Raw genomic sequence first — 15639 nt, 5'->3', positions numbered from 1 at the left:
TCCATGACGGGTGGCTCCCATATGCTCGTGAATGCCTGATAGCCTTCACACCATGGCACCTCGATGCCGTGAGCGGGAGCCATCCACCCCATTCGTTCAGATTGCTAAGGCGATCGACCCTCGCAGCTACCGCGAGGCGGTTGAACTCTCCACTCGACCGGATCGTACGCTCGCTTGCGCGTGCCAAGGTTGGCTTCCATAACTCACTGAATTCTGGGGGAGGAAATTATGCAGATCGACGGCACTGCTGCGTCTGAAACGCTATCGGGCACGGATGGGGACGACGTCATCAACGGCTATGCCGGCTTTGACATCATCAACGGACGCGGCGGCAACGATGTAATCAACGGCGGCGACGATGGAGACTCGTTGGAAGGGGGCGCAGGCGACGACATTATCGATGGTGGAGACGGCAACGACTTCGTCAATGACTTTACCAGCGGGTCGGACATCCTGCGTGGTGGATCCGGTGCCGATACGATCAACGTCAGCCATTTTGGCGCGACGGGATTGACCGAGACGATCGTCATCAATGCCGGAACCGGCGACGACCGGGTCGATTTCAACAGTTCCGCCAAGGGGACGGCGACGATCGATCTCGGTGACGGTGCCGACCGACTGTCGTTCGGGACTGTATCCAACGCCTCGCTGACGATCACCACTGGCGCCGGGCGCGATACGATCGTTCTGCAACCGTCCACCTCGATCGGAACTGCTCCTGTCATTACCGATTTTCAGGCAGGCGATGCGGGCGACATCTTTGAACTGAGCGAGTATGTCGCCCGGACGACGATCAATTGGGATGGCTCCAATCCGTTTGGCCCGGCGGGCTTTCTGCGGTTGGTTCAGTCCGGCACGTCGGTCCTGTTGGAAGCGGATCGCGACGGACCTACCGGCTCCATGTCCGGCTTCGTGCCGCTGGCACGCTTCGAGAACAGCTTGGTCGAAGCGTTTACCGCAGCAAACTTCGGCGGATATGCACCGTCGGGCGCCGCGGTGGTCGGCAGGACGATCACCGGCACGGACAACTTCGATACCCTGAACGGCACGGTCGGTGCCGACATCATTAGCGGTTTCGCCGGTCGTGATCAGATCGACGGTCGCAATGGCAATGACATTATCGATGGCGGTGCCGATAGCGACGCCATCCAGGGCGGCTTCGGTAACGACGTCATCGATGGTGGCGACGGCGATGACACGATCAGCGACACGGGCGGGTCGGACACGATACGTGGTGGTGCAGGCAACGATTCAATATTCGTGTCGCATTCGTCTAATGGAACTGCCGAAACGATCCGGATCGAAGGCGGCGCAGGAGACGACGTCGTTTCCTACTACGTCTTCAGTCCCGGCACCGGTTCAATCGATCTTGGTGAGGGTGCCGACCGGCTCATTCTAGGGAACGGACAGGCAGTACGCGCAACGCTTGGTAGCGGACGCGATCGTGTTGAGTTCGCCAGCTTTGCACCGCAGAACGCCATTCCCACGATTGCCGACTTCACGGCGGGTGCGGACGGCGATGTCGTCGATATCAGCACGAACTTCGCCTTCGGTTTCCAAGGTTGGGACGGATCGAACCCGTTCGGTAGCAGCGGCTATCTGCGACTGCTTCAAGCTGGCAAGGATACGCTGTTCCAGATCGATCGTGATGGTGCGGTCGGTCGAAATAGCGGCTTCCAAACCATCGGCCGGTTGGAGAACGTCGATGCCTTTTCGCTTACCGCTGAAAACTTTGGTGGCTACGCACCAAAGGTCGTCAACGGTGCCGATCTTGCAACCGCCGTCGTAACCACTCCCCAGGTCGTCACCGAGGGCATCGATCAAACGTTCACGATCGGGTTGACGTTCAAGAGCGTGACTAGCCTAAACACCTTCGTGTCGATGAGCTTCGTCACTGACGCGTCGTCTGCGACCAATGGCAGCGACGTGAGCGTCGGTACTTTCTCGGGTAATTTTTCGATCACGCAATCGCCGGCCGGCGACTATCGCGTCAATCTGGGCTCCGTAGCGATCCTCGATGATGGGTTTGTCGAAGGTGACGAGACAATCGCGATCCGGATCACCGCGACCGGCCAGCTGTTTGACACCGGTACCGATAGCACCGTCGTTCAAATCAGCCTGCGTAGTGACGATCGGACCGGCACGGACGGGGCCGACGTCCTGAACGGCACAGCCGGCAACGATATCCTCCGCGGTTTCGCAGGCGCCGATACACTTACCGGGTTTTCCGGACGAGATCTGTTGGAAGGTGGTCAGGGTAACGACGTCCTCTCGGGCGGCAGCGGCAGTGACGTCTTCCTGTTCGCGGGTGCCATTCTTGGCAACGACAGGATCAAGGACTTCGGCGTTGATGACCTACTGGTAACGACGCTGAAGTTGGCTGACCGGGACAGCGACGGCGTCATTGGCTTCGGTTCTGATCGCGACCTTGACTTTACCGGTGGTGGGCAGGCTGTCATCACTTCCGATGCTGGTACCCGCGTGACCAGTTTGGAGTATGATGGCAGTTTCGTCGCCGACAACGTCACCTACTACGTTTATAGCCGCGTCGGCTCTTCCGTTGGCATGCCTGACGCCGACGCTCTAATCTGATGGCACGGTAGCACGGGCGTACGATGATTATGAAACACGCCCGTGCTCCAAGACCCACAAACGGTCGTTGGGGGCGCCTCACCAGCTTCCCATCTTCTGCCATTCGTTCATGTTGGAAGCAGCGCATTATCCACCGTCGCGCTGGACGGATGAACGGCCGGGTTTGGGCGCTTCCTGCCGTCCCCGATCGGATGGTTAAACGGGAAGGCATTGGCCAGGGGCAGGATCAATAAGCCGCCTTGCGTTGTCCTGCGTACTTGTCAGGCTGACCATCCCGGACGAAAGCGGAACCGTCTGTCATGGGATCGCAACCTGCCGACACGCTATCCCGATCGACGATGCTCGCTGGCGTCCAGTCCGTAGCGTCGGAGGCGATCGTAGAGGCTTCGCCGCGACATCGACAGCGCTTCGGCGGCGGCGGCGACATCGCCGGCAGCCTTGGTCAGGACTTCTGCGATGACTGCTGCCTCGAACCGTGCCACCCGGTCGGTAAGGGGCAGTCCGTCGTCTTCGCCCGCCGTGCCGGGCAGGGCCAGCACCGTCTGTACCGCAAAGTTGCGTAGCGCGCGCACATTGCCGCGCCACGGATCGGTCATCAGCCCCCCTCGACGGCAGCGGTGAGTGAAGGGACCTTGCGCGGATTCCAAGAACTCTAACATTGCCAACGCTGGCAAAGTCTGATTAGTCTGCCATGTGAGAAGCCGTCTCATAAGATGAGACTTTTCGCTAAGGCAAGCGGAAGGGGCCTACAGGAGAGGTAGATGGATCGTTCGGTCAGTCGCCTAGCGATGCTAATCGCTGGTTTGGCATTCTCCCCCGGGGCCGGGGCGGCGGATCGGACAATAACGCCGCTAAGCTCGGACTGGCGTTTCGTTCAAGGCGATCCTGAAGGCGCGGAACGTCTTGCGACGAACCTTGAAGGCTGGAGCACGGTAACGGTTCCGCATGACTGGGCGATTGCTGGACCTGTTGCGGAGGATGCAAAGGCCGGAGGTGAGAACGGTTTTTTTCCTACCGGCATTGCTTGGTATCGTCGCAACCTCGACGTCACTCCCGTTCCGAACCGTCGCTATTTCGTCGAGTTTGACGGCATCATGGAGCGCAGCGGCGTCTGGGTGAATGGCCACCATGTCGGCTACCGGCCAATGGGCTATGTTTCCCTGCGCTATGACATCACGCGTCATCTACGCCGTGATGGGCCGAACGTCATCGCAGTGCGGGCGGACACGGCGGCTGCACCGTCATCGCGCTGGTACACCGGGTCGGGCATCTATCGGCATGTCCGCCTGATCGAAACCGGCGACGTTCATGTGCCGCAAGGTGGCGCGTTTGTCCGCACGTCCTCGATCACGGCAGGGGCTGCCATGCTGTCGGTTTCGACAGAAATCCATAATTCCTCCACGACGCCCCGCGGTGCGATGGTGGAAGTGGTCGTCACCAGTCCCGACGGGCGCGAAGCCGGGCGCACACGATCGCTGCTGACGCAGGTGGAGGCTGACCGCACACAGCTTGTGACGCGCGAGATCCGGCTCGCATCGCCCCGGCGATGGAACCTCAACGATCCCGCGATGTACCGCGCCACGATTCACATCCTGGACGACCGCGGCGACGTGCTGGACAGCGAAACCGTGCGGTTCGGCGTTCGGGAAGCCGTATTCCGGGCGGACACCGGCTTCTGGCTGAACGGACGCAACATCAAGCTGAAGGGCGTGGCGGTGCATCATGACGGCGGCGCAGTCGGCGCAGCGGTGCCCATCGCAGTATGGCGACAGCGGCTGATCGCCCTGAAGGCACTCGGCGTCAACGCTATCCGCACTTCGCACAACGTGCCCAGCCCGGAACTGCTCGACCTGACCGACGAACTCGGCCTGCTGGTGATGGACGAATGGTTCGATCAGTGGAACGTCGCGAAGACCCCGGAGGATTACCACCTCTTCTTCAGCGATTGGCACAAGCGCGACACGGCCGATATGATCCGGCGCGATCGCAATCACCCCAGTATCGTGCTGTGGAGTGCAGGCAACGAAATCCACGACACCGCCTATCCCGTACAGGCCAAGGCGGCACTGCGCTCGATCCTCTATATCGCCCATGCGACCGATCCGACCCGCCCGGTGACGATGGGGCTGTTCCGGCCAAACGTGACGGGCGACTATACCAACGGCCTGGCCGACATGCTCGACGTCGTCGGCCAGAATTATCGCGAAACCGAACTGGCGGCAGCGCACCGTCAGGACCCACGTCGCCGGATCGTCGGGACGGAGAACGGGCATAACCGCATCAACTGGCTGCCGGTACGTGACAATCCGGCCTATGCCGGCATGTTCCTGTGGACTGGTATCGATTACCTGGGTGAAGCAAACCGCGCCGGTTGGCCCGCCATCAGCCGCTACACCGGCCTGCTCGACCGGACCGGCGCAGCGCACGTCCGCGGGCTGGAACGGGCGAGCTGGTGGTCGGAAACGCGCGTCATCCATGTTGTACGCAACGCCATTCCGACTGCCGCCGGACCGGCGACCGATGGCGCAGGCGGACCAAACCAACCGGTCCTGCCGGCGATGATCGCGGTGGCGACGCCCCAGCCGCCGGTTGCCCTCTTCGACGATTGGACGCCTGCGAACGCGAAACCGCATGCCGAAACGATCGAGGTGTACAGCAACTGCCGCCAGGTAGAGGCGTTTCTGAACGGTCGCTCGCTCGGCACCTTGCCGATCAACGCGAATGCGTCGCCGCGCCGTTGGGCGGTAACCTATGTGCCGGGAGAAGTACGGGCCGTTTGCCGGGACCAGGGCGCTGGCGATATCTCCGACCGGCTTCGCACCGCCGGCACTCCTGTTGCGATCCGGCTGTCGTCCGATACCGGGACGGTCGGGTCCGACTTCGACAGCATGGCCTATGTCCGCGCACAGGTGGTCGATGCGAAGGGCGTGACCGTGCCGAACGCGGCGCAACTCCTGCATTTCTCGGTCGAGGGTGCGGGCGAACTGATCGCCACCGACAACGGATCGGTCACCGACCACCGACCCTTTGCCTCGCCGGACCGCCAGCCCCGCGACGGTAACGCCGTCGCGCTGGTACGCGGTGCCGGTGACGGACGCTTCACCGTACGTGTCAGCGCCGACGGGTTGAAACCGGGCACGATCGCGCTGCAGGCCCGACAGAAATGACGAAGTCCACCGTCGACAGCGATCGGCCTGCGCACTGAGCCATTCCATGCATCGATACAGGTGACGCTCTTTGGGTGCCCGACCAAACGACCGCTACCCCTCGTTACTGACCACGCCCCCCCTACACGATCGGAGCCACCAATGCTGCGTTCCCTGCTGACCCTGCCACTCATCCTTACCGCCGGGCTGGTACACGCCCAGACCAGCGGTCCGAGTATCGGGAGCAGGCCGGCACTACCCGTGCCGTACGCCACCAAATCGGTCGTCAACACGCCCGATACTACGCCCTTTCATGACGGTGCCAGCTTGAAGGTGGCCGACGGCCTCACCGTAAACACCTTCGCGGAGGGGCTCGACTCTCCGCGCAATGCTGTGGTGCTTGCGAACGGAGATGTGTTGGTCGCGGAGGCGACGACCGAGCGCAAGAGTAACGACCCGAACTACCGCGCGGTCGGGCGCAACCGGATCCTGCTGCTGCGCGATACCGATGGCGATGGCCGCGCCGACGTACGCGAAACACTGATAGGCGGCCTCAGCCAGCCTTACGGGATGCAACTGATTGGCAACAAGCTATACATTGCCAACGCGAATGGCGTGTTCTGGACCCCCTATACGCTCGGCCTCACCCGCATCGCCGACGACGCGCCACGCAACTGGATCACCCGCTTCGATCCCACCGGCTACAACAATCATTGGACGCGGAATCTGCTGGCCAGCCGCGACGGACGCACCTTGTTCATTGCGGTCGGCTCGGCCAGCAACGCGGGCGAGTTCGGCATGGCCAAGGAAACGCGTCGTGCCGCGATCCTGGCGATCGATCTGGCGAGCGGACGGGAGCGTGTATATGCCGATGGCATTCGCAATCCGGTGGGCATGGCGATTGAGCCCCGGACCGGGCGGCTGTGGACTTCGGTAAACGAGCGTGACGAACTGGGCGACGATCTGGTCCCCGACTACATTGTCGGCTTGAAGGAAGGAGGCTTCTACGGCTGGCCCTACAGCTACTGGGGCAAGAATCCCGATCCGCGTCTGAAAGGGCAGAGGTCCGACCTGGTGGCCAAGGCTCTGACGCCCGATTTTGCGGTCGGTGCCCATGCTTCCGCACTTGGCATCTCGTTTGGGATGAACACGTCGCTGCCGTCGCGTTTCAAGGACGGTGCCTTTGTCGCGCGGCACGGCTCGTGGAACCGTTCGACACTGCTCGGCTATGACGTGGTGTTCGTTCCGTTCTGTAACGGCCGGGCGGTTGGCCCGATGCAGCCCGTGCTGACCGGCTTTACCGACGGTCCGGACCATGTGCATGGCCGACCGCGTGCGCTGGCGACCGCACGCGACGGATCGGTACTGGTAGTTGATGACAAAGGGGGCAGGATATGGCGCATCGCCGCTGCGATGCCCCGTCAGGCAAGCCGGTAAACAGGTCACCGGGGTCAGGACTCGTTGATCACAGCCAGAAAAAGATAGTGGCAGCGAAGGGATGGCGGAGAAGAAGGCCGTGGGGCCGGCGCCTGATGCTGGCGGGGGGTGCCACGGCGAGCACGGCAGGCTTTGCAGTCAGCTGCGAGAGGCCATCGCAATTCAGCCGTCAGTACAGGCAACTGTTTGGGCCCCTCCTCGCACGGACATCGAACGCCTCCACGCCCCGCCCGGGGGCAGCCATGGCGCTGTGACGACGGTCCGAACCGCGAGCAGTCCCATGAGATTCTGGGATGACCAAGGCCAACGCAGAGTGACCCACAAGGCGACATTCACAACTCCGTTGCCGTTTCCCGAAAGCGGACGCCTGTTCATGTCGTTCAACCGACAGCTACTTATGACGTGACCCCCGTTTCTTCATCCACTTGGAACTAGAGACCGGCCCTCGAAGGGACGGACGGAATGAAGCGGAAGCAGTTTTCGGAAGAGCAGATCATCGGCATTCTGAAGGAGGCCGAGGCAGGTGCGGTGGTGACGGAGCTGTGCCGGAAGCACGGGATGTCGAGCGCCACCTACTATGCGTGGAAGGCGAAGTTTGGCGGCTTGGAGGTGTCCGACGCAAAGCGTCTGCGGTCGCTCGAGGAAGAGAACGCACGGCTCAAGCGCCTGCTCGCCGACACGATGCTGGACAACGCCGGTCTGAAGGACCTGCTGTCAAAAAAATGGTAGCGCCCGCCGCGAAGCGGCAAGCAGTCGTGCATCTCCAGACGACGCTGGGGATGAGCGAGCGGCGGGCGTGTGCTGTCGTCGGAGCGGATCGCACGAGTATGCGATATCGCTCGTGCCGAGCGGATGATGGTGACCTTCGGTCGAGGTTATGTGAGCTGGCGCAGCAGCGCCGGCGGTTCGGTTATCGACGTCTACACATCCTGCTTCGCCGTGACGGCATCACGATCAACCGCAAGAAGACCCAGCGGCTCTACCGCGAGGAGGGGCTGACGGTCAGGCGCAGGAAGGGACGCAAGCGCGCCGTCGGCGCGCGGGCACCGGCGCCAGTGTTGGCGCTTCCCAACCAGCGCTGGAGCCTGGACTTCGTTCACGATCAACTCGCCACCGGCCGCCGGTTTCGGGTGCTGAACGTCGTTGATGATGTGACCCGCGAGTGCCTGGCGGCGGTGGTCGATACGTCGATCTCGGGCCGTCGGGTGGTGCGCGAACTAGGTGATCTGATTGCCAGACGTGGTGCGCCGAAGATGATCGTCAGCGATAACGGCACCGAGCTGACGTCGAACGCGGTGCTGGCCTGGTCCGGCGATGTGGGCGTCGAGTGGCATTACATCGCGCCGGGCAAGCCGACCCAGAACGGGTTCGTCGAGAGCTTCAACGGTCGCATGCGCGACGAGCTGCTCAACGAGACGCTGTTCTTTACCATCGGCCAGGCCCGCTCGATCCTCGCGCGATGGGTCGATGACTACAACACCGAGCGGCCGCACTCGTCGTTGGGCTACGCTACCCCGGCCGCATTCGCTGCCGGGCTTGAAAAGCAACGGGCGGGGTTAAACCCGCCCGTTGCTTCACCCGCGCTCATGCGCGACAACACCGGTCGGTCTCTGGTTGCCGTTGGATGAAAGACTGGGGTCACGTCAGCGGCTGCAATTGTGGTTTTGTCGAATCATCGAACTTGCGTATGGAAATGGTAGCCATCTGACGGTTGATGCCTAAAATCTCCTTACGGATCGCCGGGCAGATCCGGTTATGATTGCCTGCTAGGTGTACGTTCGTTTTGCGTTTTCGCGACAGGTGACAACCGGATGGCTCTATCACCCGACTATTATGCCGTTCTTGGTGTGCCATCGACGGCAAGTCGCGACACTATACATTCCGCGTGGAAGGCGCTGCTCCGTCAATATCACCCCGATGCCAATCATGGTGTGGACGTTTCTGCTCGCGCAAAGGAGATCAATGAGGCGTATGCTGTTTTGGGTAAGGAGGAAGCACGCGCCGCTTATGATCGCTTACATTTCATGCCGTCCGCTCATGAATCAAGCGCGGATCGCTCGGTTTATTCAAGGAAAGCCGGCAGGCGCGCCATGCGAGCTACCCCGTCCATGCGGCCCAGTGATAGCTTCTCGCAGCCGTTTAACACCAACGATTGGCTAATTGGCCTTTTTCTGTTAATCCTCACTGCCGCACCGTTGGCTACCATCCTTGTGCTGTATTATGAGAAGCCCGGTTTGACATCTACGGTTCGACATAGCGTGGCAGTTCACCATGTACCATAGCCGGCCACAGCCGTCCGCACCTCGTTGGTCGTCAAGATCGGATTTGCACAGTCTGCTTCCTAAAGCGGTCACAACGCGGTGATGAACAAGTGGCAGAACTTCGGCAGCTCAGAGGGGGTTGCGGATGTCTGGTCCCGGTCCGTGCTATCACTTCCAGTAGCTTCTGAAGCGTCCCTGGAAGCACGAACCTCGTAGTGCAAAGCGTTAGTGCGCTGGTCCTTGAAGCCCGGGCGTCGGGGCTCCTTTCGCCTCCGGATCGACACCCCGGCGTTCGTCAAGCGAACGCATGATCGGTGTCACTGTCAGGCCATGCAGCAGGATCGACAGAAGGATGATGAGACCGACAATTGCCCATAGATGCTCGGCATCGCTGACTGGCATGTGGTTGCTGCCATAGGCTAGGTAGTAGATCGAGCCCACGCCGCGGATGCCGAAAAAGGACAAGGTCAGCTTCTCGTCACGATCGCCTGCCCAGCCAAGCAGACCAATCCAACCCGTGACCGGGCGTATGACGAGCAGAACGGAGAGCGCTACCACGACGTCGACCCGGGTTATGGGCGTGAGCAGGCCGCTCACCAGTGCTCCGCCGAACAGAATGAGCAGGACCATCATTGCAAGCCGCTCAATCTGCTCGGTAATGGCATGCATTTCGTCTTGAAACTCATGGTCGCGGTGTGCACTGCGAAACGTCAGTGCGGTTACGAATACGGCAAGGAAGCCGTAGACATGAACGATCTCGGTCAAGCCGTACGAGACAAGCGTCGCTGATATTGCGATCAGTCCATCGCCGGTTCGCGCCAGCTTGGTTTCGGCAGGAATATGAAACGTCAGCCACCCAAACGCACGACCAACAAGCCATCCGCCTACGATGCCGCCTACGATCTCCCATAGCACACGATACGTCAGCCATTCGGCTACCCATGGCTTGCCCATAGGAAGGGCAACGGCCAGCAGCACCGCCAAATGAACGAACGGAAATGCCGCACCGTCATTTAGCCCGGCTTCAGAGGTAAGGCCAAAACGTACTTCGTCCTCATCACCGGTCTTTGGAGGACCAACTTGTACGTCTGCAGCGAGTACGGGGTCGGTTGGAGCTAGGCTGGCCGCGAGAAGCAGCGCGACGGCTAACGGTAGACCAAGCACTTCCATGCCCAACGCAGCAATCGCAACAATGCCCAGCGGCATTGTTATTGCCAGCAACCGCCAAGTAATTGACCAGCGGCGCCAACCGAACACACGATCGATCTTCAAGCCCGCCCCCATCAACGCGATGATGACGACGAACTCCGCGAAGCGTTCGGTTATTTCTGGGTAGTGATAGGGTAGTGGACGTAGCGTCACCTGCGGTAGCAGAAATATCGCCGCACCGATGCCGATACACACAATTGGCAACGATAGCGGCAACCGTTTTAGCGCAAGCGGTAGCCAAGCGACTAACGCGATCAGCAGTCCGGCACCGGTCAGGATAAGGATGTACGGATCAGGTGATAAACTCTGCATCAATGACTAACGGTCAATCGGCAGGCTTGGGTGCCACGATGCGACCTATCATCACCTTCGCACGTAACGTCGACCCTACCGTGGGGTGTTGGGGAGCTTGCAAGGTAAGGGCGGCGAAATAATCCGCCGCCCTCTATCATTACGTTACGTTACGCTACGCTATGCTTCAGCGCGCTCATTTTATCGTGACCCTCGCGGACCGACGCAAACGCCGTCGTGATCGCGGTAAGCGTGGCTGGGGACAGATCGTCCTGCTTCATCGCGTCCTCGAACTTGGCTTTGATATGGTCTTCGCCACGCTCGACCTCCTGGATGATCGCCTTGTCATCCTTCCCGGTAATCGCCTGCTTCAGATCCATGAACGTACGATGCGCAGCAGCCAGCACGCTTGAGTTCAGTTCGGGATCACCGCCAAGATCGCGTACCTGGTTCTGCAGATCCGTCGCAACCTTCGCGCGATCGCGTGCGAAATCCGCGAACATGTTCGCATACTGAGTGCTTTCCGCATCCTTTGCGGCGTCCTCATAGCCCTTCATGCTATCGAGGGTAGTCTCGATAAGGCCGTTCAGTACGGATACGTCGTGATCATTGGTCATGGAAGGCTCCAGTGGTGAAGGTAGCACAACGATCCCCCACCGAAAAGGACCCGATCAGGATCAAAGCTCCGCATCAGACAGCTGTGTAGGTCGCAGAGCCGCCCATGCTGGCGAAAGCGATCAGCTAGGTGAGGCAAGGACACAAAAAAACGAGTACGTAGTCGTACGACAGTTACCGACCGGCCTGATCATCTGTAGAACTGATATACCGCACGCCACGCATGTTGTCCTTTGCGCAGGGCCGGATAAACCCCACGCGTTTGACATTATTCCGCTTCAGCCAAGAAACGGCGCTCTTGATGCACTCTGTCCAGTCTGTCGCGGGCATGGGCAATGGAATGCCGAAATCGACCTTGTGAGTTTCCGCTGCAAGCGGGCCATTTGCGAACGGTGCTATGGTGCAGGCTGCATCGAAACTGGAAACGATCGTGTCGGCCATCCGGACATTATCATGACAGCGGAAGGCTACCCCAAGTGGGTTATCGGGTCTGATCCTGCGCCTGCTACGACAGCTAAGGTGGAGAAAAATGTAATAGGTACGTTATTCGCACCCCGTTTTACTTCGTAGCCATGTTTCAAGCCCTCACGTCTGTAGCCGGCCGGAACCGTCCTGCAGCAGCCAGAATCGGGTATATCGTTGCAGGCGCGGTAGGATGATCCATTGCAGCGTCGCGGTGAGCAGAAGTGATGAAGGCAGGAGTTGCAGGGGCAGCGGTGCATCTTTGAGCGCCGTGCGGATCACTAAGCTGATCGTTAGCAGGATGGGAAATACCGTCAGCCATGTCGTCACGAACCGTTTCCACTTGCTGGCGCTCGCATCGCTCGGCAGTTCGAAGGCGACGCCTTCGCCAACATCGATCTGGCGGAGCGAAGTAGAAAATCCATCAGCGATGGCAACGTGTGCGCGTACCTGCGCATCGTCATGCCATGCCTCGACCGCGGCACGGTCATCGAACCGAAAAAGGAGATGCTGAAACCCCGCGGTCTGGCCGAGCCGGATTGCAGCCCGATATCCCGGCGCCACGCGGGCAAGGCGATTCAGTTCCGTCACCCATTGTTCGAAATCCTGTTCGTGGCCCGCCCGGATTGCCCGGCTAGTGACGACGGTAGCGGTGTGAGCTGGATCAATAGGCATGGTGGTGAGAACATACGACTAACCACCCTGTTGCCCGCCCGCCTCTTTTTACGCGACCGCCTACACAGTTAGGGCGCGCCCCGAACTCCCAATCCGACAGGCCGCCCGACACCCAACACGATGCCATTTTCTCATAGAATAACCAAATATGACCGCACAGCGCTTCGCTTGATCGAGAGCAGGTTTAATCAACAGCTCGCCAGGGGCGATGTCGTGGCCGCGCTGTACCGTGATCAGGTGAGGCGCGCCATTTCGAAGCCTAATGCCGAAAATGACAACCCAACTAACACGAGAGTAGCGCGAGCTGCAGCGAGGGTACGCCGGCGTTCCTGAATGCGACCGTTCCGCTTCCCGTCCTGCCAAACGACCGCTTACTCCCGTGTGATAGCAACCGACCGGCCTTTTGGAATATGAACGAACGGAAGAAGTCGAAAGCGGATAAGGTGCGTCCGATGACCGCATGTGGGTCATCAGTTTTGCAGGTGAGGTATTGATCGCCCGCTCGCCACCAGACGGTAACCGACAAGAGTCCTTGGGCGCGGCCAGAATTACGTTGTTGGCAGTCAGGCTGCGATGAGACTGATCGTGGCACGGTTTCTACCCTCACGCTTGGACTGGTAGAGAGCCATGTCGGCTGCCTGAATGAGGGTTGAGCCGTCGCGGGCCATCGTATTTGACCACGTCGCGATGCCAAATGACATGCTGGTTGATCCAAGGCTGCGGCTGCCATGCCGAACGGTCAGCTCGGCGATAGCGCGTCGAACGACTTCCACGCGTCCTGCCAGAGCGTCCGCGGTCGTGCCCGGGGCGATGATAGTGAACTCCTCACCGCCGAAGCGGCAAACCACGTCGCCGTCGCGAAAACGGCTGCGCATTTCCGCTGCGACGACCTGCAAAACCGCGTCGCCAGCATCATGGCCGAATTCGTCATTGAACCGTTTGAAGTGGTCCACGTCACACATGACGAGGCTCAGCGGCGTGCCAGCGCGGGAGGCACGCGCGATCTCCAGTTTCAGCGTCTCCTCCATGTAACGGCGATTGAACAGGCCGGTCAGCGGGTCGCGGATCGTTTGCTCACGCAGGGAGCGCTGGAGGCGATGGTTCACCAATGCTGAAGCGATGTTCTCGGTCAGCACGTTCATGCGGAAGCGGTTCTCGCTTTCAATCTTGCCTTGAAGGTAGAGGACACCGATAACCTCACCGCCGGCGAGCAAGGGTTCGCAGTGATAGATCTCGTCCTCGCCGACATGACCGCAAACGATGTCACCGCCAGGCCCAGACACGTAATGGCTTTGCCCGCGGCGCAACGCCCAACACCGATCTGGCGCGAAGCCCTCAATCGGAACGTCCGTGCCGCCCCAGCTTGCGATGGGCACGAGGCAGTTGCGCGAGTTATTGTGCGCGTAGAGGGCGCCGGGAACGTTCGGAAGTACGCGCGGTACGAAGACCTTGATGATCTGCGCTAGCTCATCGTCGGTGCGAGCCGCTTGCATGCGGTGCGACATGCCGCCCAGAAGCCCAATTACAGAGCTGCGTTCGCGCAGGGTTTCGCTGTTACGCTGCAACTCGGCGTTGGCGGTTTGCAGCTGACGCTCGCTGTTCGCCTGATCGGCGACGGCGTTCCTCAGCCTCTCCGCCATGGCGTTATAGCCTTCAGCAAGTCGGTTAAACTCCTCGGATCCCATTGCCGTATCAATGCGCGCATCCTGCTCACCGTCACCCAACGCCGTCATGGCACGCATCATCGTCGCCAACGGCCGGCGGATTCCGCGGATCAATAGTGCGAAGCTGCAGACAACCAGCAGCGCAACCACGACCCCTCCGATAATGGCGAGCCTCCGCCCGCTGGCGAGCCGCTTGTCCGCAGCGTCTTGACGGCTAGTCTGCAAAGCCCGCTCTTCGTTGAGAAAGCCACTAGCCCGGGCGCTGATCGCATCCATCAGCTCACGTCCGCGACCACTGGCGACGATGGCTACCGCGCCAGTAAAATCGCCATGACGCGCGAGGAGCAAGGGCTGCCGAAGGAAGGTTGCCCGCTGCGCCATCAGAACCGCGATCTCACGAGCTCTTGCATGTTGCATAGGGTTATCGCTCGTCTGCCGGACCGCAACGGCCATATTGCGCGCTGAGCTTTCCACCCGCTCGGCAAACGACCGAGCGTACGCTGGATTGCGGGTGATGATGAAGCCCCGCTGACCCGACTCCGCCTCGCGTAAATCCCCTAACGCTGCTTCCGTCGTCTCGATCACCTCTACCGAGTGTCCAGCCCATTCAAAACTTTGGCTGGTCTGTCGTGAGGCATCCACGAGGAGCCCTGCTAACGAAGCCAGTGCGATTAGGACAACGAGGCCGATCGCGGCGATCCGTGCTGAAAGTGACGACAACATGCTTTTGGCCGTACCCGTCAGGTTTTAGCATCCTGTTACTCACGCTCGGATCGTGCAAACGAGAGGAAGGCGCTTATGCCAAATCCCCGCGGTGAACGATGGTCGGGTCTCTGGCAGACGCCAAAGGGGGCTGAGTAACCGCTTCTGGGTCAAAGCGGCAAAAGTGTAGGAAGTCGCTCGCCATGAAGGGCGAGCAACCGAGCGGTCAGACGGTGCGGATCGTCCCGCCGTCGATCACAAACTCAGCGCCATGGATCGCGGCGGCGCGGTCGGCGGCGAGATAGGCAATCAGGTCGGCAACCTCTACGGGTTCAGCTCCGCGGCCGATTGGAATTCCACCCAAAGCATCAAGAACGGACTGACGGGCGTCTTCGACCGTGCCACCATTAGCTGCCTGTAGCATGGCGAGGAAGTCGCCCGTGGCTTCGGTCATAATCCAACCAGGAGACACAGCATTGATCTGAGCTGCTGCCGGTCTGGTAGACACGAGGTTAAGCTACCTGCGCCTGCCGCTCGAAGTCCATGGGGCTGAGATAACCCAGGGTCGAGTGGCGTCGCGTTGGA

12 protein-coding genes are annotated in these 15639 nt (G+C 60.5%); 5 read left to right on the top strand and 7 right to left on the bottom strand.

Annotation, left to right across the window (positions count from 1 at the left end; genetic code table 11):
* The first annotated feature begins 228 nt into the window (after positions 1 to 228).
* Positions 229 to 2592 carry a calcium-binding protein gene (locus ASE70_RS12440; RefSeq protein ID WP_056505294.1) on the top strand — a complete coding sequence of 788 codons (2364 nt, stop codon included), beginning with the start codon at positions 229 to 231 and terminating at the stop codon, positions 2590 to 2592.
* Positions 2593 to 2915: 323 nt separating this feature from the next.
* On the opposite strand, the gene ASE70_RS12435 is transcribed toward ASE70_RS12440, so the two are convergent.
* Positions 2916 to 3188 carry a helix-turn-helix domain-containing protein gene (locus ASE70_RS12435; RefSeq protein WP_055999297.1) on the bottom strand — a complete coding sequence of 91 codons (273 nt, stop codon included), beginning with the start codon at positions 3186 to 3188 and terminating at the stop codon, positions 2916 to 2918.
* A 165-nt stretch (positions 3189 to 3353) separates the two neighbouring features.
* Here ASE70_RS12435 and ASE70_RS12430 point away from each other — a divergent pair, with 165 nt between their 5' ends.
* From ASE70_RS12430 to ASE70_RS19275, 4 genes are all read left to right on the top strand, one after another.
* Positions 3354 to 5759, top strand: coding sequence for a glycoside hydrolase family 2 TIM barrel-domain containing protein (locus ASE70_RS12430; RefSeq protein WP_056505291.1), 2406 nt, complete (start codon positions 3354 to 3356; stop codon positions 5757 to 5759).
* 141 nt (positions 5760 to 5900) lie between these two features.
* On the top strand, positions 5901 to 7175 hold the full coding sequence (locus ASE70_RS12425) for a PQQ-dependent sugar dehydrogenase (protein ID WP_055999290.1): 1275 nt from the start codon (positions 5901 to 5903) through the stop codon (positions 7173 to 7175).
* A 462-nt stretch (positions 7176 to 7637) separates the two neighbouring features.
* Positions 7638 to 8803 (top strand): IS3 family transposase gene (locus tag ASE70_RS12415; protein WP_156356209.1). Its coding sequence is split into 2 segments (ribosomal slippage): positions 7638 to 7890 and positions 7890 to 8803, totalling 1167 coding nucleotides; the frame shifts between segments, so codons are not numbered across the junction.
* A 183-nt stretch (positions 8804 to 8986) separates the two neighbouring features.
* On the top strand, positions 8987 to 9457 hold the full coding sequence (locus ASE70_RS19275) for a J domain-containing protein (protein WP_082451008.1): 471 nt from the start codon (positions 8987 to 8989) through the stop codon (positions 9455 to 9457).
* A gap of 204 nt (positions 9458 to 9661) precedes the next feature.
* Here the strand turns inward: ASE70_RS19275 and ASE70_RS12410 are convergent, their stop codons facing one another.
* The 6 genes from ASE70_RS12410 to ASE70_RS19265 all read right to left on the bottom strand — a co-directional run bounded on the left by ASE70_RS12410 (position 9662) and on the right by ASE70_RS19265 (position 15562).
* On the bottom strand, positions 9662 to 10957 hold the full coding sequence (locus ASE70_RS12410; RefSeq protein WP_056505283.1) for a cation:proton antiporter: 1296 nt from the start codon (positions 10955 to 10957) through the stop codon (positions 9662 to 9664).
* 149 nt (positions 10958 to 11106) lie between these two features.
* Positions 11107 to 11553 (bottom strand): ferritin-like domain-containing protein, encoded by a 447-nt coding sequence (locus ASE70_RS12405; RefSeq protein WP_056505280.1) that lies wholly within the window; start codon positions 11551 to 11553, stop codon positions 11107 to 11109.
* 172 nt (positions 11554 to 11725) lie between these two features.
* Positions 11726 to 11992, bottom strand: coding sequence for a hypothetical protein (locus tag ASE70_RS19910; RefSeq protein WP_156356207.1), 267 nt, complete (start codon positions 11990 to 11992; stop codon positions 11726 to 11728).
* A 144-nt stretch (positions 11993 to 12136) separates the two neighbouring features.
* Positions 12137 to 12688: a hypothetical protein gene (locus tag ASE70_RS12400; RefSeq protein WP_156356206.1), complete on the bottom strand. Its 552-nt coding sequence runs from the start codon at positions 12686 to 12688 to the stop codon at positions 12137 to 12139.
* A 563-nt stretch (positions 12689 to 13251) separates the two neighbouring features.
* Complete coding sequence (locus ASE70_RS12395) at positions 13252 to 15075, bottom strand: diguanylate cyclase (protein WP_082451007.1); 1824 nt, start codon at positions 15073 to 15075, stop codon at positions 13252 to 13254.
* Positions 15076 to 15280: 205 nt separating this feature from the next.
* Entirely contained in the window at positions 15281 to 15562 is a 282-nt protein-coding gene (locus ASE70_RS19265; RefSeq protein ID WP_268795552.1) for an SDR family oxidoreductase, read from the bottom strand.
* Between the last annotated feature and the right edge of the window lie 77 nt (positions 15563 to 15639).

The organism is Sphingomonas sp. Leaf22 (assembly GCF_001421715.1).
GTDB lineage: Bacteria > Pseudomonadota > Alphaproteobacteria > Sphingomonadales > Sphingomonadaceae > Sphingomonas.
Note: the sequence above shows the minus strand (reverse complement) of the source record. Positions and strands in the feature narration are given on the sequence as shown.